This is a genomic window from Ralstonia sp. AU12-08, assembly GCF_000442475.1.
In the GTDB taxonomy this organism is placed as follows: Bacteria; Pseudomonadota; Gammaproteobacteria; order Burkholderiales; family Burkholderiaceae; genus Ralstonia; species Ralstonia insidiosa.
Window position 1 is genome coordinate 154,255 of sequence record NZ_ASZV01000007.1, and the last position, 22,049, is coordinate 176,303.

The 22,049-nt window shown below is 60.9% G+C and carries 21 protein-coding genes; 9 read left to right on the plus strand and 12 right to left on the minus strand.

All coding sequences use genetic code 11. The features are described 5' to 3' along the window. Positions 1-140: 140 nt before the first annotated feature. The 5 genes from C404_RS35050 to C404_RS0129595 form a co-directional block, all read right to left on the minus strand. Positions 141-824 (minus strand): response regulator transcription factor, encoded by a 684-nt coding sequence (locus C404_RS35050; protein WP_031328869.1) that lies wholly within the window; start codon positions 822-824, stop codon positions 141-143. Between the two features lie 88 nt (positions 825-912). After that, positions 913-5,148, minus strand: a complete 4,236-nt coding sequence (locus C404_RS35055; RefSeq protein WP_021193392.1) for a YadA-like family protein — start codon at positions 5,146-5,148, stop codon at positions 913-915. A gap of 506 nt (positions 5,149-5,654) precedes the next feature. After that, positions 5,655-5,852: a LuxR C-terminal-related transcriptional regulator gene (locus C404_RS58750; RefSeq protein WP_021193393.1), complete on the minus strand. Its 198-nt coding sequence runs from the start codon at positions 5,850-5,852 to the stop codon at positions 5,655-5,657. Between the two features lie 20 nt (positions 5,853-5,872). Beyond that, positions 5,873-6,229: a hypothetical protein gene (locus C404_RS58755; RefSeq protein WP_021193394.1), complete on the minus strand. Its 357-nt coding sequence runs from the start codon at positions 6,227-6,229 to the stop codon at positions 5,873-5,875. 68 nt (positions 6,230-6,297) lie between these two features. Then, positions 6,298-7,377, minus strand: coding sequence for a linear amide C-N hydrolase (locus tag C404_RS0129595; RefSeq protein WP_031328870.1), 1,080 nt, complete (start codon positions 7,375-7,377; stop codon positions 6,298-6,300). Positions 7,378-7,481: 104 nt separating this feature from the next. Here C404_RS0129595 and C404_RS59875 point away from each other — a divergent pair, with 104 nt between their 5' ends. After that, entirely contained in the window at positions 7,482-7,745 is a 264-nt protein-coding gene (locus C404_RS59875; RefSeq protein WP_152524407.1) for a hypothetical protein, read from the plus strand. A gap of 364 nt (positions 7,746-8,109) precedes the next feature. On the opposite strand, the gene C404_RS35065 is transcribed toward C404_RS59875, so the two are convergent. Then, entirely contained in the window at positions 8,110-8,787 is a 678-nt protein-coding gene (locus tag C404_RS35065) for a response regulator transcription factor (RefSeq protein WP_021193396.1), read from the minus strand. Positions 8,788-9,204: 417 nt separating this feature from the next. Between C404_RS35065 and C404_RS0129605 the strand changes: the two genes are divergently transcribed. Continuing rightward, positions 9,205-12,588 carry an ATP-binding protein gene (locus C404_RS0129605; RefSeq protein ID WP_080981162.1) on the plus strand — a complete coding sequence of 1,128 codons (3,384 nt, stop codon included), beginning with the start codon at positions 9,205-9,207 and terminating at the stop codon, positions 12,586-12,588. 285 nt (positions 12,589-12,873) lie between these two features. After that, a complete protein-coding gene (locus C404_RS35070) occupies positions 12,874-13,455 on the plus strand; it encodes a response regulator transcription factor (RefSeq protein WP_160170167.1) in 582 nt (193 codons plus the stop codon). A gap of 28 nt (positions 13,456-13,483) precedes the next feature. Here the strand turns inward: C404_RS35070 and C404_RS35075 are convergent, their stop codons facing one another. The 4 genes from C404_RS35075 to C404_RS60250 all read right to left on the minus strand — a co-directional run bounded on the left by C404_RS35075 (position 13,484) and on the right by C404_RS60250 (position 15,939). After that, positions 13,484-13,816, minus strand: a complete 333-nt coding sequence (locus tag C404_RS35075) for a DUF2322 family protein (RefSeq protein WP_021193399.1) — start codon at positions 13,814-13,816, stop codon at positions 13,484-13,486. Between the two features lie 81 nt (positions 13,817-13,897). Continuing rightward, on the minus strand, positions 13,898-14,293 hold the full coding sequence (locus C404_RS35080) for a DUF1801 domain-containing protein (RefSeq protein ID WP_021193400.1): 396 nt from the start codon (positions 14,291-14,293) through the stop codon (positions 13,898-13,900). Between the two features lie 254 nt (positions 14,294-14,547). After that, positions 14,548-15,360 carry a polysaccharide lyase family 7 protein gene (locus tag C404_RS35085; RefSeq protein ID WP_021193401.1) on the minus strand — a complete coding sequence of 271 codons (813 nt, stop codon included), beginning with the start codon at positions 15,358-15,360 and terminating at the stop codon, positions 14,548-14,550. Between the two features lie 426 nt (positions 15,361-15,786). Further along, positions 15,787-15,939, minus strand: coding sequence for a hypothetical protein (locus tag C404_RS60250; RefSeq protein WP_160170168.1), 153 nt, complete (start codon positions 15,937-15,939; stop codon positions 15,787-15,789). Between the two features lie 106 nt (positions 15,940-16,045). Between C404_RS60250 and C404_RS35090 the strand changes: the two genes are divergently transcribed. The 6 genes from C404_RS35090 (at position 16,046) to C404_RS35115 (ending at position 20,978) form a co-directional block, all read left to right on the plus strand. Next, complete coding sequence (locus C404_RS35090) at positions 16,046-18,430, plus strand: HAMP domain-containing protein (protein WP_021193402.1); 2,385 nt, start codon at positions 16,046-16,048, stop codon at positions 18,428-18,430. Then, a complete protein-coding gene (locus C404_RS35095; protein WP_021193403.1) occupies positions 18,430-19,146 on the plus strand; it encodes a methyl-accepting chemotaxis protein in 717 nt (238 codons plus the stop codon). The genes C404_RS35090 and C404_RS35095 overlap by 1 nt, the downstream gene beginning before the upstream one ends. An 11-nt stretch (positions 19,147-19,157) precedes the next feature. Continuing rightward, positions 19,158-19,700 (plus strand): hypothetical protein, encoded by a 543-nt coding sequence (locus tag C404_RS35100; protein ID WP_021193404.1) that lies wholly within the window; start codon positions 19,158-19,160, stop codon positions 19,698-19,700. Between the two features lie 26 nt (positions 19,701-19,726). Further along, complete coding sequence (locus C404_RS35105; RefSeq protein WP_021193405.1) at positions 19,727-20,092, plus strand: response regulator; 366 nt, start codon at positions 19,727-19,729, stop codon at positions 20,090-20,092. A 160-nt stretch (positions 20,093-20,252) separates the two neighbouring features. Next, positions 20,253-20,528, plus strand: coding sequence for a hypothetical protein (locus C404_RS35110; RefSeq protein ID WP_021193406.1), 276 nt, complete (start codon positions 20,253-20,255; stop codon positions 20,526-20,528). A gap of 60 nt (positions 20,529-20,588) precedes the next feature. After that, entirely contained in the window at positions 20,589-20,978 is a 390-nt protein-coding gene (locus tag C404_RS35115) for a DUF2784 domain-containing protein (RefSeq protein WP_021193407.1), read from the plus strand. A 5-nt stretch (positions 20,979-20,983) separates the two neighbouring features. Here C404_RS35115 and C404_RS35120 read toward each other — a convergent pair whose 3' ends face one another. After that, entirely contained in the window at positions 20,984-21,550 is a 567-nt protein-coding gene (locus tag C404_RS35120; protein ID WP_021193408.1) for a thioredoxin family protein, read from the minus strand. 68 nt (positions 21,551-21,618) lie between these two features. Next, entirely contained in the window at positions 21,619-22,035 is a 417-nt protein-coding gene (locus C404_RS35125) for an organic hydroperoxide resistance protein (RefSeq protein WP_021193409.1), read from the minus strand. Positions 22,036-22,049 lie beyond the last annotated feature (14 nt).

The window sequence follows — 22,049 nt, forward strand, 5'->3', positions numbered from 1 at the left end:
GAATCAAAGAAGTTGGTAAGCGCGATGCGGTGTTTGTGCATGCGGAGCAGATTATTGGTCGGACGTGCAAGAACCGAAATGGGACGTGTTCGAATTGCCATCCAGTGTTGATGACACGCGTCAAATTAGGAAAATGCGAGTCAGGACAGCGGGTCCATGTAGGCCGACGGTGATGCAGAAGACGAGATCAGTCCCATCTCTATCGCGTAGCGGAACAAATCCGCTTCTCGCTCAATGCCCAGTTTGCGCATGGCCATGATCTTCTGAGTGCTGATGGTTTGTTTACCCCGGTTCAAACGTTGAGCAATGTCCCCAATCGACAGGCCCGACACAAACAAGCGGATGACTTCCATCTCCCGGCGTGTCAGAGGTCGCGAGCTTGGTCCTTGCAGCTCGCGCGACGCCTTCAGGATTGCCTGCATCGTGGGCGAGACGTACATTTGCGCTTGCATGGCCGCACGCAGGGCAAGTGGGATATGTTCAACGTCATCGGATTTGCTCAACACACCATGCACACCCGTTGCAACAATGCCAGCCAGGATGGCGGGGTTGTCCAGCATCGTTAGGACGACGATGCGCAATGCGGGGTAGCGGCGCGTGAGAAACGAGAGCAGCGGAACGCCGTCTCCATAGTCTCCGCCGGGCATGGCGTAGTCGGTCAGCAACACATCGCAGGGCTGGTGGTCCAGGAATGCCACGATCTCGGTCGAGCTGCTTGCTGCAGCACTGATCCGGATGTCGTGCTCCTGCTCGATTGCTGCGCTCACGCCAGCAATGACGGCAGGATGATCATCGGCCAATAGCACTCGGATTGGGGTATTCATTGGATGTAACCCACGTTCACTAGGGCGGTTGAAAAACGGCCCCCATACGGGGGCCGCCTTGTGCACATCGATAGGCTGATCTAGCCGGTTACCACTGGTACGACGCGCCCGCCCCGTAGGTCGTGCCCGCACCGCTCATGCTGGCGCCCATCTTGACCTTGATGCGCTCGCTCAGGCGGGCGCTCACACCAATGGCCGAAGCCGCATAGCCTTGGTACGAGCCCACACCCACGCCCACGGCAACCGTCTTGCCTACGTCCACATCCGGGATCATCGTGAGCGCCGTGGCACCCGCGATGCCCGAGTACGCTTTGCGTGACACATCACCCAGCGCTTGCTGCACCATGCCGACTTGCTGGTCGGTGTAGCTCTTGGCACCGGCCACGGCCGTGTCCATCGTGCGCTTGTTGACCGCATCGGTGTCTTGCACGGCATCGGCCACGTTGGCGACGATACGTTCGGCGCCCACCGAGCCAACTGAGACGGTGTTGTCGCGAGTGGTGGTCGAACCTGCGCCCAGCGCCACGCTGTTGTTGTTGGATGCCGAAGCACCTGCGCCCACTGCCACGGCGTTGTCACCGGTTGCCGTAGCCGCGTTGGCCTGGTCGCCGCTGGTGACAACGTGTGCATTGACTTCACCGGTGGAGATCACCTTCTCGACCACTGTCACGCGGTCGCCAGTGTCCCCAATGGCCGTTGCCAGTCCGCTCAGGGCGTCACCAACGTTGGTGTAGGTCACGTTGTTCAGCGTGTAGCTCGGGTTGATGAAGGCACCGTCCGAACCGATGGCAGCACCACCGCCCAGCGCACCTGCCAAGCCGCGCAGTTGGCCGACGTTCGCGGCATCCATGTCTGCCATGCCGGCGCGCACGTTCGACAGCAGCACCGGCGCATCCGGCGAGCCGAAAGTGACCGACGTGCGGTTCGAGCCCGCGTCGTACGTCACAGCATCGAGCGTGTTGCCGTTCTGGTCGACCAGGCCGGTCCGCTGGAGCTGGCGCAGATTCACTGCATCGGTTGCAGCCGTGCCGTCCGCGACGTTGTGAAGCTGCACCGGGCCGGCCGCGTTCTGGCCGCCTAGCGTCACGCTGCCGTAGTTGGGCGAGCCGTCCGCATTTACGTCGTACGTTACGGCCGCCAGGGCATTGCCCTTGTTGTCGATCAGCCCCGTCTGCTTGAGCTGGCTCACGTTCACCGCGTCGTGGTCATCCATACCGTTGGCGACACCCGTCAGCTTGCGCGCACCCGCCATGCCGGTGAAGTCGACCACCGCACCATCCGTGCCCGCAGCCACCGTGATGTTGCGCGTGGTCGGGTCCTGCTGCACCAGGCCTACTGAGCCATCACCGATCTGCTTCTGCAGGTTGGTGATGTTGGTTGCATTGGTCGTTACACGGCCATCAAGGTCGGTCACGTTCGTGTTGATCGTGCTGATATCGCCCGTGTTCTTGGCGACCTGCTGGTTGGTCGCATACAACTGCGAGCCGTTGACCGCATCGGTGCTGCCGTCGGCCACCTTGCCATCAGCCACACCCGTGAGCGTGCGCGCGCCCGCCGTACCGGTGAAGTCCACCACCGTACCGTCCGTGCCCGCCGCCACCGTGATGTTGCGCGAATCCGTATCCTGCTGCACCAGGCCGATCGAGCCGCTGCTCAGGTTGTCGGTCAGTTCGTGCAACTGGCTGACGTTCACGGCGTCGGTTGCGGCCGTACCGGCTGCGACGTTCGTGATTTGCCGCTCGTTGCCGGCCGAGCCGACCGACACCGAGTTGTCACGGTCGGCAATGGAGCCCTTGCCGAGTGCAACGGAATACGCGTTCTGCGCTTGTGCCGAGACGCCAAGGGCCATGCTGCTGGCGCCGGCTGCTTGTGCACCAAAGCCGGCTGCAATACCGAAGTTCCCACTCGCTACCGAGTACGGGCCGATGGCGACGCTGACTTGGCCCGAGGCGTTGGCGCCGTCGCCTAGCGCGGTCGATCCGCGGAAGGCTTGCGAATTCGAGCCGACGGCCGTGTTGGTGATCTGCTGGCCCGTATAGCCCGGAGGCACGGTGCCATTGACTCTAATGGTGGTCACGTCAGTGGTGGCACCTGCACCGATTGCAACGGCGCGAAGAGATTTTGCGTTTGCATTCGAGCCGATGGCGACGGAATTGGGCGCGGAGGCGATTGCGTTGTCGGTACCGTTGTTCAAGCCGTTTGCCTGGAAGTAGCGCGTGCCCTTCGTCAGATTGTTCTGCAGATTGGTGATGCTGGTATCCACAGCACCCAGGGCGCCGCCAACGTTGTTGTACGTATTGCCCTGCACGGTGTAGTTCGGTGCCGAGACCGTACCATCCGGGTTGACCTCCGAATTTCCACCCAGCGCGTTAGCCACCGACGTGCTTACGCCATGCAGCTGGCCACCGTTGATGGCGTCCAGGCTATTGGCGGTCACTGCGCCGTCGGCCACCCCCGTCAGTTGACGAGCACCAGCCTTGCCCGTGAAGTCCACGAGATTGCCGTCGGTGTCCTTGGCGACTGTGATGGCGCGCGAATCCGCATCCTGCTGCACCAAGCCGATCGAGCCGCTGGTCAGGTTGTCGGTCAGGTCTGCGATGTCCTTGCTGTTTTGCGAGGCACGGCCGTCCAGGTTGGTGATCGCATCGCCCACGTTGTGCACGGTTGTGCCGTCCACCGTATAGCTCGGTGCCGAGACCGTGCCATCCGGGTTGACTACCGATTCACCACCGAGAGCGGCGGCTACTGACGCGTTTGCGCCGTGCAACTGGCTGACGTTCACGGCGTCGGTGGCGGCCGTACCGGCTGCGACATTCGTGATCTGCCGTTCGCTGCCGGCCGAGCCGACCGACACCGAGTTGTCACGGTCGGCAATGGAATTCAGGCCGAGTGCAACGGAATACGCGTTCTGCGCTTGCGCATTGGCGCCAAGGGCTGTGCTGTTGGCACCGGTTGCCTGTGCGCCAAAGCCGGTTGCAACACCGAAGTTGCTGCTCGCTGTCGAGTATGGGCCGATGGCTACGCTGGCTATGCCTGAGGCTTTGGCGGTGTCGCCCAGCGCGGTAGAGCCGCTGCTCGCATACGAAGAGGCGCCGACGGCTGTGTTGGTGATCGATTGGCCCGTATAGCCCGGAACCGAGCCGTTCGTGTTCGAGACGCGACCGGTGGACGCCGTGGTGGTGGCGCCTGTACCGATTGCAACGGAGCGGATCGATCTTGCGTATGCATTCGAGCCGATGGCGACGGCATTGGGAGCGGCGGCGTTTGCGTTATCGGTGCCGTCGTTTAGGCCGGTGGCTTGGAAGTAACGCGTGCCCTTTGTCAGACTGTTCTGCAGATTGGTGATGTTGGTATCCACCGCACCCAGGGCGCCACCGACGTTGTTGTATGTATTGCCCTGCACGGTGTAGCTCGGTGCCGTGACGGTGCCGTCCGGATTGACGGTCGCACCGCCACCCAGCGCAGTCGCTACGCTCTGGGCGTTGCTCTTGAGCTGCGACAGGTTGACGGCATCGGTGTCCTCTGTGCCATCGGCCACATTGACGATCTGACGTTCGCTGCCCGCGGCACCCACCGAGATGGTGTTGGTACGATCGGCCACGCTGCCTGCCCCCAGGGCCACGGCGTTATCGACCGATGTTGTTGCTCCCATCCCCAACGCCACAGCATTGGCGCCGGTGGACTTCGCGCGCGAGCCCAAAGCCATCGCGCCCGCCGCGCTGGCGTTGGTGCTCTGGCCGATCGCAAAGCTATCTTGCTGCGTGGCATGTGCGCTGCTGCCCAGCGCCGTGGAATTCGTGCCCAGCGCCGTGGAGTTGGTGCCAATTGCCGTCGAATTGGCGGCAGTCGCCTGGGCGCTTTGGCCGATAGCCGTTGCCCACCCACCCGAGGCCATTGCACCTGCGCCAATGGCTTGCGACCAAGCTGCGGCATTGGCATATGCGCCAATCGCAATAGAGTTTGCACCTGTCGTTTTGGCGTGATCACCGATCACGGTGGTGGCACTTGCCGTCGCCGATGCGCTGTTACCAATGATTGTGCTGCATGCCGAGCCGGGCAGGTACGTAGAGTTACAGCCGGCGGCGCTTCCGTCGGCGTTGTCGCCAATGACCGTGTTGTTTGCGTTGCCTTGCTGAGCTCCGTTGCCTGCAACGTAAGCGAAGGACTGTGTGGCGCCGAGGCCCAGAGTCACGGCAGCGAGTGCAACAGCACTACGCGCCAGCGCGCGCTTGCCGCCGGACTTCTTGCGGCCCTTGGCAATTTCGGAGGCGGCTACCCAGGTACCGGTGGCTGCGTTGAAGAGGATGCGGTAGGTCTTGTTCATGGTGACTCCGTAGGTGGATTGATCTGACGGGAGCCACTGTATTTTTTACGTGTACTACGGGATATCTGACGAGTACTAAAACGCCATCTGTGCCACGCTGGCGCTCTGAAACTCGTACGAGTACGAGGCCCGGCATACGAAATTGCGTGGCGCAAGCACCGCAAGACGCACCCGAGGCGGTGCATGCGTGGACCGTTCCACACATTTTCGTTGTCGTCCGATTGCTGGTTGGAGGCGGGGCATCCCACAATCGATTACACGAGGCAGCGATGTCCGATTGACCCTCATGACGCTCAGACGATGCCCTTTACTTCCATGTCTCTCTCAGTTTTACTTCTTGGCTTCGCGCGGCTTTCCGCAGCGGATCGGAAAGCGTTTCTCACGCAGTTGAATCAATTCATCCTGGCTTCACCGCACCAAAGGCGTTCGAAGATCCAAACGTGGGAAGAAGATGGCGGCGCGAGCGCTGCGGCACGCGCCGAGCCGCTTGAGAAACCGATGTGACGTTAGCTGCCGACTTCGGTCTGCGGCAGTGTTGAAGGGGAAGCCAGCCCAGTTTCAATCGCATAGCAGAACAGATCCGCTTCACGTTCCAGACCGAGTTGGCGCATGACTGAGTTTTTCTGCGTGCTGACGGTTTGTTTGCTGCGATGCAGCCGCTTGGAAATCTTTCCAACCGATCGCCCTGACACGAACAGCCGCACGACCTCACTCTCACGGCGCGTCAGTGTCCGCGTTCCTGTGCCCTTGGCCTATTTGAGGCGTCGAGAATGGCGCGCGTGGTGCGGGAGAAGCACGTCTGTCCCAACACTGCCGCATGCACTGCCGGAACGATGTGGGAGAGATCGCCCAATTTGCTCAGCACGCCCAGTACGCCCGTGGCGGCGATCGCAGAAAGCACGGCAGGGTTGTCCATCATGGTCAGCACCGGCACGCGTACACCCGGGTACCGGCGCAGCAGGAACGAGATCAGCGGGATGTGGTTGCCATAATTGCCGCCGGGCATGGCGTAGTCAGTCACCAGCACATCGCGCGGTTCGCGATCGAGATTTGTCCCGCTGAGAAGTAGAGAATCCGCCATGATTCTCACGATCTAAAGTAGAAGACCGCCCCTCGGTCACGATCCCGCTTTGCCGTAAAGGCGCTTCTTTAACGAGGGTTGCCCGAGCCAGTTCCAAGAAATGGGAACGGCGCCGACACCTTGAACTCTGCCGATACCTCGCCGCTGAATGTATTGCGTTGATTTGCCCCAAGGTCGAGCTTGCGCACCGGTGAGCCATTGGAGAAATCGACTTTCTTCAGGTCAACCCAGAACGTGTTGGGGGTGAGTGCCGACTCGAAGAAGTACAACATGCGCTTGTGATCAACGACCGTGCGCCAGCGCGTTGACGAGATATTTGGCTCACCCGGCGTGGAAATGCCAAAGGGGACCGACACATTGCGAATCACGCTCAACACGCTCGCGAGCGCCTTCACTGGATCTTCACTTTTGGGAATGGCATTGATATAGAACGATGCACGTGTGAAACGATCCGATGCTCGATTTGTGCCCGGCAGGAATGTTGTGCCGCCAATCTGCTTCCAGTAAGCGTTCAGTGCCAGTTGCTCGTCAAACGTCGGGGAGTTGGTCATCACCTGGTACTGTTGGCCATGATGAATAACTTGTCGCCCATTGATGTATTCGACGATCGCACTATCTCCTGATGCATCCGACATCGACAGATGTAGCGTGGCAAGCCGAGACTCCCCGGGAACCTTGTCCGTAATGACGGTGAAAGGCTCCTTCTCCAGTGCCGTCACGGCCTCGGCGACCGTAGCGAAATTGTCAAGCACGTACTGCGCCCAAGCAGCAATGGTCAACCCAGGCTTAGCGTTGCTATCGAACTTTGGATACTCTGACTCCACTAGCCAAAGCAATTGCGCGGAGAGGCCCTTCTCGTTGACGCCATCCGTCGTTGACACGTCATATCCGGTGGCTACAACACTTCCGTACTTCGCCGTCCAATGAATCGAATTTGATCCGGCTTCGCCTGTACGCGTAATTCCTCGCGGCAACAAGTACAGATTGGTCGCAACGTCGAGCCGCCAGTCCATGGATCTTGCGGTAATGACATCGCCGTTGGCACCGAGGTACACGACACGGGTGCACGCGATTGACGGAACGGGGGAGAGGGCGATTGCGATTGCAGAAAAAAGGCAAACAAGTGACCCGACAAGCTTGCTGGACATAGCGATATCTCACACTTGGGAAAGGCGTCGCAGAAGAATTCGCAAACGTCGTCAGTATAGTAATAATTTCCCCTAGCCAAGTTGCCCAACAAGCCATTCGTGGTATGACCAACGCCGTCAACGCGCGCAAGCGCCGGACAACCCTCTTGCAGGGGGGCGCACCTAGCCATCTTCGCCGCATATCTGTTCTTATCGGTTGTGCCGTAGCCAGCCAGATTGCACTACGCATCGGCTATTTGCTCGGCTCGGGAGGGCGCTCATTGGCAGGGTGGATTTCTCTCTTTCAACCTGCAGCCGAAACAATCGGATACGTCAGTGCTGAAATGGCATTCCCGTTGCGCCCGGTGCCTGAAAATTCGTACTGGTGAAAGCGCGTAGGGCGAGCAATACAAGATGCATCTGAGGGTGATGCATGCGTGGATCGTTCAACGCATTTTCGTTGTCGTCCGATTGCTGCTTGGGGTGGGGCATCCCACAATCGATTACACGAGGCAGCGATGTCCGATTGACCCTCATGACGCTCAGACGATGCCCTTTATCCATGTCACTCTCGGTTTTGCTTCTTGGCTTCGCGCGGCTTTCCGCAACGGATCGGAAAGCGTTTCTCACGCAGTTGAATCAATTCATCCTGGCGTCACCGCACCAAAGGCGTTCGAAGATCCAATCGTGGGAAGAGGATGGCGGCGCGAGCGCTGCGGCACGCGCCGAGCCGCTTGAGAAACCGATGTGACGTTAACTGCCGACTTCGGTTTGCGGCGGTGTTGAGGCGGAAACGAGTCCGGTTTCAATCGCATAGCGGAACAGATCAGCTTCACGTTCCAGACCGAGTTTGCGCATGGCCGAGTTTTTCTGCGTGCTGACGGTTTGTTTGCTGCGATGCAGCCGCTCGGCAATCTCTCCAACCGATAGGCCTGACACGAACAGCCGCACGACCTCACTCTCACGGCGCGTCAGTGTCTGCGTTCCTGCGCCCTTGGTCTCTTTTGAGGCATTGAGAATGGCGTGCGCGGTCGGGGAGAAGTATGTCTGCCCCAGCACGGCTGCGTGTACGGCCGGCACGATGTGAGAGAGGTCATCCGATTTGCTCAGCACACCCCGTACGCCCGTTGCGGCAATGGCCGAAAGCACGGCAGGGTTGTCCATCATGGTCAGTACCAGTACGCGCACACCGGGGTAGCGGCGCAGGATGAAGGAGATCAGTGGAATGCCGTCGCCATAGTTGCCGCCTGGCATGGCGTAGTCAGTCACCAGTACATCGCACGGTTCGCGATCGAGAAAGGCGACCATGTCGGTCGAGCTGTGCGACGTGCCAATGACCTCGATGCCCCCTGCATCTCTGATGGAGGCTTTTACCCCGGCGATGATGGCCGGATGGTCATCGGCCAACAGCAAGCGAATGGGGGCTTTCATGATGGTGTGGTTCCCCGGGTGACGCGATTGTTGTGACTTATGTGTGCTTTGCCAGTTTGCTCACTCCCGGGACGATTCCCGTCTGCCCTGAGGGGGTGGCTATAGAACGCATTCAAATGCAGTATAGAGCGCTTTCTGTCCGCATCTGGAGATGCTTAAGCAGCCGGCAGGCCTATGCTGATGTTGGTGCGTACGACCCCAACCAACGCTGCACGGCTGACCGATTCAATTGCTACATCTGGGCAAGTTGCGCATAACGTTGCACGGCGTATTTTCGATGGGCACGCTCGTTCGCATAATAGGACAAGATCGAAACGTTCAATGCGCATCGTACGCGTACGAAAAATGCGAGGAGCGGGTGCATCTCGCAGCGGCTGCGTAATACATTAGCGCTTTGCCGGATCTACCAAAAACACCATGCCGATTCAATCTCAGTATTGGCTTCGCCGTGTGCCCGGACTCAAGGAGTTGGGCGTGTTCGGCAAAGTGCAACGCAGCATGCTGTTTGGCGGCGCGGCTATCTTGTCGCTGGTGATCATTGCGGTTGCGGCGATTGCGGCCTACGCCAAGGCTTCAAACTATGTTGCCTACGGGCGCGAAATTTTCCTCACACACAAGGCGCTACTGCTGATCGACGTTGAGACCAAGCAGGCGGCGCTTCAGCGCAGCGTGATCAACGCAGAGCTTCTTTGGGGCGAGCATCGCCCGGCACGGGCCGCCTTGCTGCATGACTTCAAGATGCAGGGTGGCCGCGCTTATCTGCGTGCCAGTCCAAGCCTCCAACCGCAGCTTGCCTTGGGTGACCTAGCGGCCAAATCCCCGGAGGCCTATTCCGACTACCTCGCCTTCAGCGAAGAGCAGGCCTATACCGACAGTGCGAGTGCGCGCCAACGCGGTCGACCGCTGACCGGCTACATCTATTCGCCTGACGAGCACTTCGTATCGATCATGCCGCCGCCCAAAACGGGTGATCCGCTGCAGGCCGTGAAAGCACATTCGCTGGCGGATCTCATCCACACGTTGTCGAAGGATATTGGTGACCTCAGCGATCCGGAGGTGGATCGCAAGCTGCTGGAGAGTCGTCGGGTCATGTGGTTGCCGCCGCATGTGGATCCCTTCACGGGGGACCGCGTGTTTAAGCTGGTGCAACCGGCGTTTGACAACGGCAAGCCTTTCATCGTGTTTGTGACCGATCTACCGGTCAAGGTGCTCTCTGACAGGCTGGCGCAGGCACCATACGATGGCAACATGCTGCTGCTGTCGAAGGAAGGTGAGGTGCTGCTTGAAGGCATCGGCGCCGAGGCAACTTCGGAGGAAGAAGCGCACGCCTTGACCCGCAAGGTCGTGCAAGACCGCATGTGGGAGCGCGGTCTCACGCGCCACAACAATAGCTATCACGACGGCGTCTTCACCATCAGCGAACCGCTTTCCGATACCGGTTGGGTGTTGGTTTACACGTATTCATGGCGAACAGTCTTGAATGCACTGCAAGAGTTGTTGTGGGGGTATCTGGCGGGAGTGCTGGTGGTGTTGGCCCTGCTTTGGACCTTTGTGCTGCTGTTCCACTATCGGGTGTTTCGGCCGGCATATCTTCAATCACTGCGTGTGTATGAAAGTGAGAACCTAAGCCGCACCATTATCGGAACAGCGCCGGTAGGCCTAAGCCTTGTCGCGTTCGGTTCGGGCAAATTGCTGTTGCAGAACAACGTGGCCGGTCACTACCACACCGATGGTCAACCCTTGCACCAGCGGCTGCTGCGTACGTATCAGGAAGACCACCATGGGCCCGACGATGCGGTCAGCCGCGACATCGAAGTGCAGCGGCCGGATGGCCGCACTGCCGAGCTGCACGTAGATCTCGTCCCCACCAAGTACCAGGGCGAAGACGCGCTGCTCTGCAGCTTCATCGACATCACCTCACGCAAGCAGACCGAGCGCGCGCTCCAGGACGCCCGCACTGCTGCGGAAGAGGCCAACCGTGCCAAGTCATCGTTCCTCGCCACGATGAGCCACGAGATCCGTACGCCGTTGAATGCCATTCTCGGCAATCTGGAGCTCATTCAGCACGCACAGACGCTGCATGGAGCGGAGCGTGATCGCCTGGAGGTAGTCTCCACCTCGTCGCATACGCTGGTCGCACTGATCGACGATATTCTCGACTTCTCCAAGATCGAAGCCGGCCAGATGCACCTGGAGTCGATCCCGTTTGATGTGGTGGAGGTGGTCGAGTCGGTCATCGCCGTCTTCCTGCCGGTGGCGGAGGCCAAGGACTTGACGCTGCACTACCGGATTGCGCCCAACCTCGCACAGCGTTACGTGGGTGACCCGACCCGCTTACGGCAGATCCTCAACAACCTGCTGAGCAATGCCATCAAGTTCACGCAGATGGGTTCGGTGTGCATCGAAGTGGAACCACGGGGTGGGCAGGGCAACGATGCGCGACTGGCGTTCAAGGTGTCAGACACGGGCATCGGCATTGCCGAAGACAAGCAGAGCGCGTTGTTCCAAGCCTTTACGCAGGCAGACACCTCCATCACGCGCAAGTTTGGTGGCACCGGGCTGGGCCTCGCGCTGTGCCGCAGGCTGGCCGAGTTGATGCACGGGACCGTGTGGGTGCAAAGCGCACCGGGACGCGGCTCGACCTTTACCGTCGACTTGCTGCTGGGTGTGGCGAGCGGGGCCGACACGCCATCCCAGCCGGCTCAGTCGCTGCGGGACGTCGCTATCTCAGTCCTGTGCGGTGACGAGGTCTGGGTGCAGGCACTGATGCCGCATCTGCAGTTGCGCGGTGCGCGCGTGCAGGCGGGCGCATCCCCGGCTGAGCTGCCGGCCGATTGCGATGTGCTGCTGGTGCATGGCAGTTCACGCAACTGGCAGTTGGCGGATGAAGATGCATTGGCGGCGCGTGCCCGACATGTCATCGACGTGATCGACGATGGCCCGCGCAAGCCGACCCAACACGCCGGTCGCACGGTCGTTTCCAGCTATAGCCTGCGCAATCTTATGGGGGTGTTGGGTGGCGCACGGGAAGCGGCGGTGCCCATGCAGAACGATGTGCCGCGTCCAACCTCGGCACAAGGCGCTGCATTGCGTGTGCTGGTGGCAGAAGACAACCCCGTGAACCGCCTGTTGCTGCGTGATCAACTGACGTTGCTTGGCCATGACGCCACGCTCACGGCCGCCGGTGTGGAGGCGTTGGAACGCTTTCATGTGGGCCAGTACGACGTTGTGCTGACTGACTTGAGCATGCCCGGTATGGATGGTTTTGCGCTGTGCCGCGCTTTGCGCAGCCAGGGTGCGACCGTACCCGTGCTGGCCGTGACTGCGCACGCCAGCGTGGAAGAGCGTGCTGCATGCGAAGCCGCTGGCATGACAGACATGCTGGTCAAGCCGCTCTCAATGGATGCATTGGCACAGGCGCTGCGCGTCTTTGTCGAGCGCAAGAGCCAAGCTGCTCTGCCTCAGGACAATGCGCTGGCGAACGTGAGCAGCCTGGACAGCGGCGGCCCGCTCTCGCACGAAATCTGGCTAGCGCTCACCACGTCGTTCCGTACCTCTATCAACGAAGCGCGCACCGCTGTGGCCCAAGCTGACTTCCACAAGGCAGCCAAGTCCATGCACTTCATCAAGGGCGGTTTTGCGGTGGTGCGCGAGGTGGCGCTGGTAGAGGCATCGCACCAACTGGAAGGGCTGTTGCTGAGAGGGGGCTCCAGTCAGGACATCTCTCTACGCCTGGATGCGTTGGCCGAGCACGCGGAGCACATGTTCGAGCGGCGCGCCCCGCTGGACGTCACACGCTAACGCGGCGACCGGCGACCGCTTCAATTTCGTACCCGTCCAATATCTCGCAGGGCGCTCGATCTTTAAAGTCTGTAACGATTGTTGCGCCCCTGCGGGCGCCTTGTTTCAGACGATAAAGGGATTGCTATGCATGTCGCACTTGTTCACTCTGGCAACATCGATGGGGACTGGGTGGAGTGCGCGTTGGGGCAACTCAGGCACGATGTGGTTCGCTTCGATAGCCTGGATGCGCTGCTGCGCACTGTTCACCACACGTCGTACGATTTGGTCTTGTTGCACAACGGCTTGAGCCGCGCACATATGCTCGATGCATTGGCGGTGCTGCGCTCCCGGCAGCAGCACAGCGTGCCGTCTTTGGTGTACGGCAAGACGCTCGACCATGACGAGATTGCGCGCCTGCTCAACGGCGGCGCAGATGATTACGTCGATATTCCAACGGGTGCGGCAGTGTTTGCCGCGCGCGTGACGGCGCTGCTGCGGCGCGTGTATCCGGCGCGCTTTCAGCAGACCAGCTTCACTGTCGGCAGCTTTGAGATCAACCCGTTCCAGCGCACCATCAAGATCGGCGGCGAACAAGCTAACCTGACGGACACCGAGGCGCGCCTCGCACTGCTGCTGTTTACCAACATAGACCGCACGCTTTCGCGCAACCACATCTTTGCGTTGGCCTGGGGGCGCACCACGCTGCAGATGACGCGCACCATCGATACGCATATCTCACGCCTGCGGCTCAAGCTCGGATTGCATGAAGACAATGGTGTGCGGCTGCGCGCGGTCTACAACGTGGGCTACCGCCTTGAGCGCATTGCACATCAGGGGATCGATCAGTTGACCGATCCGATGCGGCCGCTCGCACTGCAGGCCTGAGCGCGCAGCGCGGGGGAAGGTGCGTCTGTTACGCGCGGGCGATGACGTTGATGCGCAGCGGCTCGCCGCCCGCCACGATGGCGAGCAGGCGGTCAACGTTCGGGTGGGCACCCGGGCGGTTGCGCGCATCAATGGTGTGCTCGGCAAACACGGCCAGACCGTGCTCGGCGGCCTTGGCGTCGAGCTGGCCAAAGGCCTGCTGCAGATAGTGATACACCGCCACCGAGCCTTGCTTGCCGGGCTTGTTCTCGATGTCGGCCACCACGGCGCCCTTGCCGTCGACCAGGTCGATGCGCTCGATGCCGTCAATGGCGGGCAGTTGGGCGAGGTTGTCCTTGAATACGTTGCTCGGCTGAATCACTGAAATTGCTCCGTTGGTTGGTCAGGGTTTGGCCCTGGATGGGGCCGTATGTTAACTGCTCTGACACCACCAACGTGAACCTCAGCGCCGCGCGGTCGACTGGTTCAGGGCCACGGCGGCCTGGATGAGCGCCTTCAGCGCCTTCTCGTTCACCTTGTCGCCTTCGCGAAAATCAATCGCGCGTCGGGTGTTGCCTTCCAGGCTGGAATTGAAGAGGCCCGCGGGGTCCGGCACGGAGGCGCCCTTGGCAAACGTCATCTTCACGGTCTGCTTGTAGGTCTCGCCGGTGCAGAGGATGCCGTCGTGCGACCAGACCGGCACGCTCCACTTCCATTCTTCTACCACCTCGGGGTCGGCCGCCAGGATCAGCGCGCGCAGCTTGGCGAGCATCTCGCCGCGCCAGTCATCCAGCGCTGCGATTTTCGCGTCGATCAATGCCGATGCAGGTGCCGCGTTCTCCGGTGCGCTCTTCTTCATGGGGTCTGCCTCCTGGTGGGATCAGCAGACCATTCTGGCAGGAATGCAGAGCGGTCGCCAATCGAAGGGCTCTGGCGTGCACAGTGCAAGCCCAACGTTCACACGCTGGGCTTGGTGTTGAGGCTTAGAGCCGCTAACAAAACTGCCCTGGCGCCGTTGCGCCTCCCGCAGTGACGAACATTCGGTACTACTTGTACTGTCTGCGTCGGCGCGCCTAGCCAGGACGGTTTTGTTAGCGGCTCTTAGGGGGCTTGCTACTGGTGCGTGAGCGTCAGCGCGTAGAACTTGACCACCGTGCCTGGCGTCGTCAGCGGTGTGCCTGACACCGCAGTCTGGTCATAGTTGCCGGCCTTGAAGTAGAAGCTCTCGCCCACGAAGCTGGAATCCATCGTGAAGGTCTTGACCGCACCGTTGGCCGTGACGGTGATCGTGCTGCCGGTCAGGCTCAGCTCGTAGTCGAAGGTGCTGGCCACTGGCACGTTGGTGATCGGATAGATGTTCGCGCTGCCGCCCTGGTTGGTGTTCTCAAGCAAGAGCTGCACGCCCCCGGTGGAGGTCACTTGCAGCTCGCACAGAGGCTTGCTGGGGCCGGTGCCCTGGAAGATCTGGCCAATGGTCGTGTGGTCGGGCACTTGCGTAACCGCCACCGTGGCGTTCAGCTTGTTGGTGCCGGTGGTGGCCCAGATGGTGTTCTCGCGCAGTTCCACGCGCGGATGCAATGAGCCCGAAGTCGTCCAGCCCTGCGTCGGGTCCATCATGACCATCGCGCCGTCGGTGCTGTCCGTATAGAAGTAGGTGGGGTTGGTGTAGCCGGCAGCGAGCTTGGTGCCCGTCACCGTATCAACCTTGCCCGAAGAGCCGGTGGGCAACTGCAGCGTAAATGGCGCCAGGTTGAAGTTCGACCCCGGCGGGTTGCTGGTGCTGAGCGCCTGGAGTGCCGCGCTGGCGATCTTCTGCACGCTTTGGCCTTGTACCGACAGCGGGCTGCCGTCGCCACCGCCGCCACATGCCGAGAGCGCGCCGCTTGCCAGGGCTGCTGTCAGGCAAATCATGATCCGATGCTTCATCTCGTCTCCTCTTGCTCTTGTTTGCTGCTGGTTGAAAAACCGTCAGATGCTGGCGAGCTGCCGTTGCCAGCGAGGCTACGAGAGGAAACGTTTTCCTGCAACAGGTAATTTTTTTCGTAGATTGAGCAGGCTGGAAGGTATCAGATCACCCTGTCCTAGGTCGCTTATCACAGAAAATCAACGAGGAAATTGGCTTTTTCTGTGGGCGTTGTCCTCGCTCTGTACGCACGGTAGGTGAAGCGCACTTTGAGGGTAACGTTTTCTTTGGCGGAGATGACAACGTTTGCGGAAAGACGACAGCTAGCTTGGCGTCACTTTGATTTATCTAAATCTTAGAAGCGCCTTTCTATTTGATTTGCGGCTAAGCGAAAGAAAATAGGCTGAAAAATATGAATAAATGAAGCGGCTAATATAAAACGGCATGATTCAAATAAACTTGAGGCTTTTTGTGTAATTCCCCACTTGAGTAGGGTGCAAGGCCATTTCAGCCAGAACCCAAGCGGCATGCGGGTGTGCGGCCTGATGCTTGCATGTGGTGATGCGATGTTGCAATGCCATATTTTCTGCTGTGGCAGTCATCGATTGGTCATCTTTCGAATCCAATAATTGCGCCTCCGAAGTCGGTAACGCATAAGGATGCCCCCCACTTTTGAAGGGGGTGGCGATTGGACCGAGAGAATTTCAAATGACGATTCGTCACCGTATTACTTTGCTGATTGTGCTGATGTTTGTCGCCCTGGCGGCCATTGGCGGTTATGCGGTCTACCAGACCCGCAGCAGCGCGTCGGAGGTCAAGCAGGTGACCGAAGGCGTGGTGCCGAGCGCGCTGGCGTCGGCCGATCTGGTGTCGCTGGTGAAGGATGTACAGCTGGCGACGATGGCGCTGGTGTATGCGCCCGACGACAACATCGTCGCGCAAGCGAAAGACGACCTGAAGACCAAGGAAGCCGCGCTGCGTGCCGCGCTGGAAGTGCAGGCCAAGCGCGCCAACAGCCATGCTCAGGAAGGGTTGGTCACGCAGGCCAAGGAAACCGTCGACAGCTACTTCGAGGCCATCCAGCAGACCACCGACATGAAGGTGCAAGGCAAGAACGAGCTTGCGCAGGCCTTCCTGTTTGCCAACGTGGCCAGCTATCGCGATGTACTGGAGAAGATTGTCGAGACGCTGCGCGTCGAGAAGAACCGCGAGAAGGACGACGCCATTGCCGGCCTGAACGGCAAGCTCGCCAGCACGGCCACCACCATCGGCGTGGTAAGCGGCGTGGCTATCGTGCTGCTGACGGCCATCGGCATGCTGCTGTATCGCCAGATCACCCGCCCGCTGACGCGCATGCAGGCCGAGATGAGCGAGATCGCCACCAGTCAGGACTTCACGCGCCGTGTGCCAGTGGTGCGCATGGACGAGATCGGTCACTCGGTGGTGGCGTTCAACCAGATGATCGAGAAGATCCAGGAGAACCAGGCGCTGCTCAAGCAGAAGACGGCCGACATCCAGGCGATGCTGCAGAACATGCAGCAGGGCATCCTGACCGTGGTCGATGCCGGCGTGGTGCACGAGGAGTATTCGATCTACCTGGAATCGATTTTCGAGACGCAGGAGATTGCTGGCCGCAAGCTGATGGACCTGATCTTTGCCGATACCAACCTGGGCGCCGATGCGCTGTCACAGGTGGACGCGGCGGTGGACGCGTGCCTGGGGCAGGACGTCATCAACTTTGCGTTTAACCAGCATCTGTTGGCAAGCGAGGTGGAGAAGCGCATGCCGGATGGCCGCGTGAAGACGCTGGACCTGTCGTGGTCGGCCATCACCGATGAGAGCGACACCATCCTGCGCCTGATGCTGTGTGTGCGCGACGTGACCGAACTGCGCAAGCTGGCTGCAGAGGCCAGCGAGCAGCGCCGCAATCTGGAGATGATTGGCGAGATCCTGGCGGTGAGTCAGGAGAAGTTCCAGCACTTCATCGACAGCTCCACCAGCTTCGTGCACGAGAACGAACGCATCATCCGCCAGTACTCGCAGGCGGACAGCGCGGCCATTGCGGCACTGTTTCGCAACATGCACACCATCAAGGGCAATGCGCGCACGTACAACCTGCAGCACCTGACCAACGTGGTGCACGAGACCGAGCAGACCTACCACGCCCTGCGCGAGCCTGGCAGCGAGCACACATGGGACCAGGACTGGCTGATGCAGGAGCTGACCCGCGTGCGTGAGGCCATCGAGAACTACGCGCGCATCAACGAAAGCAAGCTGGGCCGCAAGGGCGGTGCAGTCCAGGGCGGTGCGGTGCAGGTGGTGCCGGACGCCATGTCGCGTATTCAGGAAAGCCTGCGCCTGCTGGAATCGGCCAACCCGGGCAGCCTGTACGAACTGGTGTCGATGCGTGATTCTGTTTATCACCTGCTGCGCCTGCTGGGCAGCGAAACGGTGGATGAAGTGTTGTCGGGCGTGCTGCAGTCGCTGCCGTCGCTGGCGCGCGAGTTGGGCAAGGAACCGGCCGCCGTGCGCATCGACGACAACGGCTATCGCGTGCGCACGGAAGCCGGCGGCATTCTGCAGAACGTGTTCACGCACCTGCTGCGCAACTCCATTGACCACGGCATCGAAACGCCCGACGTGCGCACTGCGCTTGGCAAGTCGGCCGCCGGCACGATCGACCTCGAAGTCGGTGTCGACCAGGGCATGTTGCAGATCACGCTGTGTGACGACGGCCGTGGCTTGGCACTGGACCGCATCCGCAACATTGCCGTGGAGCGTGGCTGGATTGGCGCCGAAGAGCGCCCGAGCGATGAGGACATCGCGCAGTTCATCTTCCGCCCCGGCTTCTCGACCGCCGAGACGGTGACGGAAATCTCCGGCCGCGGCGTTGGCATGGATGCCGTGCTGGAGTTCCTCAAGCGCGAGCAGGGCCGCATCGAGCTGCGCTTTACCGATGACCACAAGGGCGCAGCGTTCCGCCAGTTCCAGACGGTGGTCTGCCTGCCCGAGCGCTTTGCGGTGGACAGCGTGAATGCGGCACTCGGCGGCCAGCCGGATGTGCATCTGGATATGGATAAGGAAGCGTCGTGATGGGATCGATTGTTCTGGCCGCGCTGGCCGGCGGATTGGTGCTGGGTGTGCTGGCGTGGATGGCACAGCAACGCCGGGTCAACGCGGTGGCACGCATGCTGGGGGACGCTGAGCACCGCATCGCCGCACTGTCGCGTGATTTGGCGAAGCAAACCGCACAGGTGGAAGCCGGCACGCGCGAAGTGCAGACGCTGGAAGCCACCATCGCGCAGATGCAGAGCGCGGCATCCGATCAGGCAGAGCTTGTTGAGCAGTTGCGCACCGAGCTGCAGTCGGCCGCGGAGGCCAAAGAGCAATGGGCCAGCCGCGCCCGGCAGATTACCGACGAAGCTGCGCGCCTGCGTGGCCTGGCGCTGACCTTCGAGCGCTGGCATGAGCAGATGATCTCGCTCATGGAACAGAACCACGACATGCACGCCAAGAACCAGGAGCTGCAGTCGATCGTGCGCCATGTGGTGATCGTCTCGCTCAATGCCTCCATTGAGGCGGCGCGTGCGGGTACGGCGGGGCGTGGCTTTGCCGTGGTCGCCAGCGAAGTGCGCTCGCTCGCAGCGCGCTCGGAAGAGTTGTCCAAGAGCTACCGCAACAGCCTGCATCTCAATGATCTGACCACCACTGCCACGTTCCAGGACATTCAGGCAGGCGGGAAGATGATCACCGCGTCGTTGTCGAGCGTCGAGGCGCTGGCCAACCAGTTTCAAACGCAGCTTCACTAGGCAGGTATGACGTGATCAGCAGTAACGCGCAAGACAGCTTCGATCGCATCTTCCGCAAGGCCGCGCGCTCCAGGCTCGCGCTGCATGCGGAAGACACCTGCGATGTGGCCACCGCAGCCCAGGGCGATGCGGGCGACACCATAGGCGGCGAGCAGGCCATGATCCTGACCATCTCGTCCATCGCATTTCGCCTGTTGCTGGTGCTGCGCTTTGATGAGGGCGAGGCGACGCGTGCGTACTTCACCGGAGAAGGCGTGGGCCGTTCGTTTGAAGAAGCGCGGCTGGAGATCGGCAACCTGTGCTGCGGGGCGGTGAACCAGGAACTGCTGCAGGTGTTTCCGGACCTTGGCATGTCGACGCCCTATGTGGTGAGCGCGCGCTGCCTGCCATATCTGGATGCGCTCAAGCCAGGGTACATGGCCGCCTATACGGTCACGATCAATGACGCCGTGCGGGTAGCCGCAACGGTGTGTGTATGCACCCATGCGCCGCTGGACTTCGTGGCCGATGTACGTGACGAGGTCGAGTCTGGTGGTGAGTTGGAATTGTTTTGATTCAGATTGAGAACGAGGAAAAACCCATGAGCAAGATTCTGGTGGTCGACGATTCGAGCACGGTGCGCGACGAGGTGGCCGGCTTCCTGAAGAAGAACGGGCTGGCAGTGGATACCGCCGTGGACGGCAAGGACGGCCTGGCAAAGATCAAGGCCAACCCTGGCCTCAAGCTGGTCATCAGCGACGTGAACATGCCCAACATGGACGGCCTGACCATGGTCGAGAAGGTGCGCGGCGAGCTGGGCAACAAGACGGTCAACGTCATCATGCTCACCACGGAAAGCAGCCCGGCCATGAAGGACCGCGGCAAGGCGGCCGGTGTGAAGGGCTGGATCGTCAAACCCTTCAAGGGCGACGCTGTGCTGGAGACGTTCAAGAAGTTGGCAAGCTGAGCCAATCCGGTGTGCGCGATGGGGCGGATGAGGGTGTGCCCGTCGTCATGCATTTGGTGGTGACATAAATTTGTCACATATGTGATTGAAGCAAGGTCGCATTGCGCGCAGCTTACCCGTGCGCCGAGAATGCCCGCATTGAAACTTTGGAGGGGCAAGGATGCAGGCCTGGTCGATTCAGCAGTTTCGCGGCTGCTCGGTGCATGTGCTCGCTGTGCTGGGGCGCGGTGCCGGCTTCCAGTACGCCTACACCGGGTTCGTCTGCGCGCCGAAGGGCGACGAGAGTCTGGCCTATCCGCAACTCCAGCGCTTTCACCACACCGCTGCCGATTTCGATTCGGCCGACGACGCCATCTCTGCCGGCATGCAGCAAGGGCAATCCATCGTGGAGCAGTGGTTTGCCTCCAGTGCCGATCCAGGCCGAATGCCCGCCTGACGATTTTCGGCGTTAGGCTGGGCGTACCTTCCCACCAAAGTCACCCAGGGGCCAGATGCCATGACTGCATTGGCCGATGCAGTGCTCGTGCTGCACGCGTTGCTCGTCCTGTTCATCGTGGGCGGGCTGGTCGCTGTCTGGGTGGGTGCAGCGCGCAAACGCAGTTGGGCGCGCAATCGCGTGTTCCGCTTTGTGCATCTCACGGCCATCAGCATCGTTGCCGGGCTGGCGGTGCTGGATGTGCCATGTCCGCTCACAGTGCTGGAGGATCGGCTGCGCACCGGATCAGCCGGCTCCAGCGGTTTCATCCAGCGCTGGGTGAGCGCGCTGCTTTACTACGATCTGCCACTGTGGGTGTTTGCCCTGAGCTATGTCGCGTTTCTGCTGGCAGTGGTGCTCACATGGTGGCGTATTCCGCCACACCCCAAGGCGCCGGGCCCCTCGGGGTGATGGCGTCAACGCGCAGGCTGCGTCGGCTTGCGTTCCGCCAGCAGCTTCTGGATGGCCGCTTCCGTTTCGGCATAACGCCCTTCGCCAAAGTGCTGATAGACGATGCGGCCATCGGCGTCGATCAGGTACTCGGCGGGCCAGTACTGGTTGTTGAAGGCCGTCCATGTGGCATAGCTGTTGTCCTGCGCCACCGGATAGCGGATGTCGAAGCGCTTGAGCGCGGCCTGCACATTCGCGGTCGACTTCTCGAACGGGTACTCGGGCGTGTGTACGCCCACCACAACGAGCCCTTGATCCTTGTACTTCTCGTGCAGCTGCTTTACGTACGGCAGCGTGTTGATGCAGTTGATGCACGAGTACGTCCAGAAATCGACCAGCACCACCTTGCCGCGCAGGTTGCTCATGGTGAGCGGTGGGGAATTCAGCCATTGGTCAATGCCGGTGAACTCAGGGGCAGCAGTGCCGCTGGCCGCAGGTGCGCTGAAGGGGCTGTAGGCGCGTGCGCCGGTGGCAGCAAAGTAGGCCGCGCCAATGGCAATCGCCACCAGGGCGGCGCGTAAGTAGGTGCGCATGATCTCTAGCCTGTGAAAGGTTGGGAGCGGTAGCCAGCCCGATCGCACCGGGCTGGCGGTGGATGGCGTCAGACCAGATTCAGTTCGACATGGATGTTGCCGCGCGTGGCCTTCGAATACGGGCAGAGCTGGTGTGCGGCTTCCACCACGGCTTGCGCAACCTCGCGGTCCAGACCCGGCAGGCTGACGTTCAGGCGGGCCTGCAGGAAGTACGCATCGTCGGTGGTGCCCAGGTCCACTTCGGTATCCAGTGCCAGGTCTGCCGGCAGCTTGATCTTCATCTGGCTGGCCGCGTGGCCCATCGCACCAATGAAGCAGGCCGACCAACCTGCTGCAAACAGTTGCTCCGGGTTCGTGCCGCGGCCGCTGCTGCCCGGGGGCGAGAGCTTCAGATTCAGGCGGTCGTCATTGCTCTGCGCCTGGCCGTCGCGGCCACCGGTGACGTGGACGTTGGCGGTGTACAGCACGTTCTCGATGCGGGTCATGATCGTGTTCCTTG

What these genes read in the sequence shown, in the direction of transcription:
- C404_RS35105 (WP_021193405.1), top strand. Translation starts at nt 19,727, where the DNA reads ATGAGCAAGATTCTGGTGGTCGACGATTCGAGCACGGTGCGCGACGAG.
- C404_RS35120 (WP_021193408.1), bottom strand. Translation starts at nt 21,550, where the DNA reads ATGCGCACCTACTTACGCGCCGCCCTGGTGGCGATTGCCATTGGCGCG.
- C404_RS60250 (WP_160170168.1), bottom strand. Translation starts at nt 15,939, where the DNA reads ATGACTGCCACAGCAGAAAATATGGCATTGCAACATCGCATCACCACA.
- C404_RS35065 (WP_021193396.1), bottom strand. Translation starts at nt 8,787, where the DNA reads ATGAAAGCCCCCATTCGCTTGCTGTTGGCCGATGACCATCCGGCCATC.
- C404_RS35055 (WP_021193392.1), bottom strand. Translation starts at nt 5,148, where the DNA reads ATGAACAAGACCTACCGCATCCTCTTCAACGCAGCCACCGGTACCTGG.
- C404_RS58755 (WP_021193394.1), bottom strand. Translation starts at nt 6,229, where the DNA reads ATGGCGGATTCTCTACTTCTCAGCGGGACAAATCTCGATCGCGAACCG.
- C404_RS35080 (WP_021193400.1), bottom strand. Translation starts at nt 14,293, where the DNA reads ATGAAGAAGAGCGCACCGGAGAACGCGGCACCTGCATCGGCATTGATC.
- C404_RS35095 (WP_021193403.1), top strand. Translation starts at nt 18,430, where the DNA reads ATGGGATCGATTGTTCTGGCCGCGCTGGCCGGCGGATTGGTGCTGGGT.
- C404_RS35115 (WP_021193407.1), top strand. Translation starts at nt 20,589, where the DNA reads ATGACTGCATTGGCCGATGCAGTGCTCGTGCTGCACGCGTTGCTCGTC.
- C404_RS0129595 (WP_031328870.1), bottom strand. Translation starts at nt 7,377, where the DNA reads ATGTCCAGCAAGCTTGTCGGGTCACTTGTTTGCCTTTTTTCTGCAATC.
- C404_RS59875 (WP_152524407.1), top strand. Translation starts at nt 7,482, where the DNA reads ATGACCAACGCCGTCAACGCGCGCAAGCGCCGGACAACCCTCTTGCAG.
- C404_RS35110 (WP_021193406.1), top strand. Translation starts at nt 20,253, where the DNA reads ATGCAGGCCTGGTCGATTCAGCAGTTTCGCGGCTGCTCGGTGCATGTG.
- C404_RS35125 (WP_021193409.1), bottom strand. Translation starts at nt 22,035, where the DNA reads ATGACCCGCATCGAGAACGTGCTGTACACCGCCAACGTCCACGTCACC.
- C404_RS35050 (WP_031328869.1), bottom strand. Translation starts at nt 824, where the DNA reads ATGAATACCCCAATCCGAGTGCTATTGGCCGATGATCATCCTGCCGTC.
- C404_RS0129605 (WP_080981162.1), top strand. Translation starts at nt 9,205, where the DNA reads ATGCCGATTCAATCTCAGTATTGGCTTCGCCGTGTGCCCGGACTCAAG.
- C404_RS35085 (WP_021193401.1), bottom strand. Translation starts at nt 15,360, where the DNA reads ATGAAGCATCGGATCATGATTTGCCTGACAGCAGCCCTGGCAAGCGGC.
- C404_RS35090 (WP_021193402.1), top strand. Translation starts at nt 16,046, where the DNA reads ATGACGATTCGTCACCGTATTACTTTGCTGATTGTGCTGATGTTTGTC.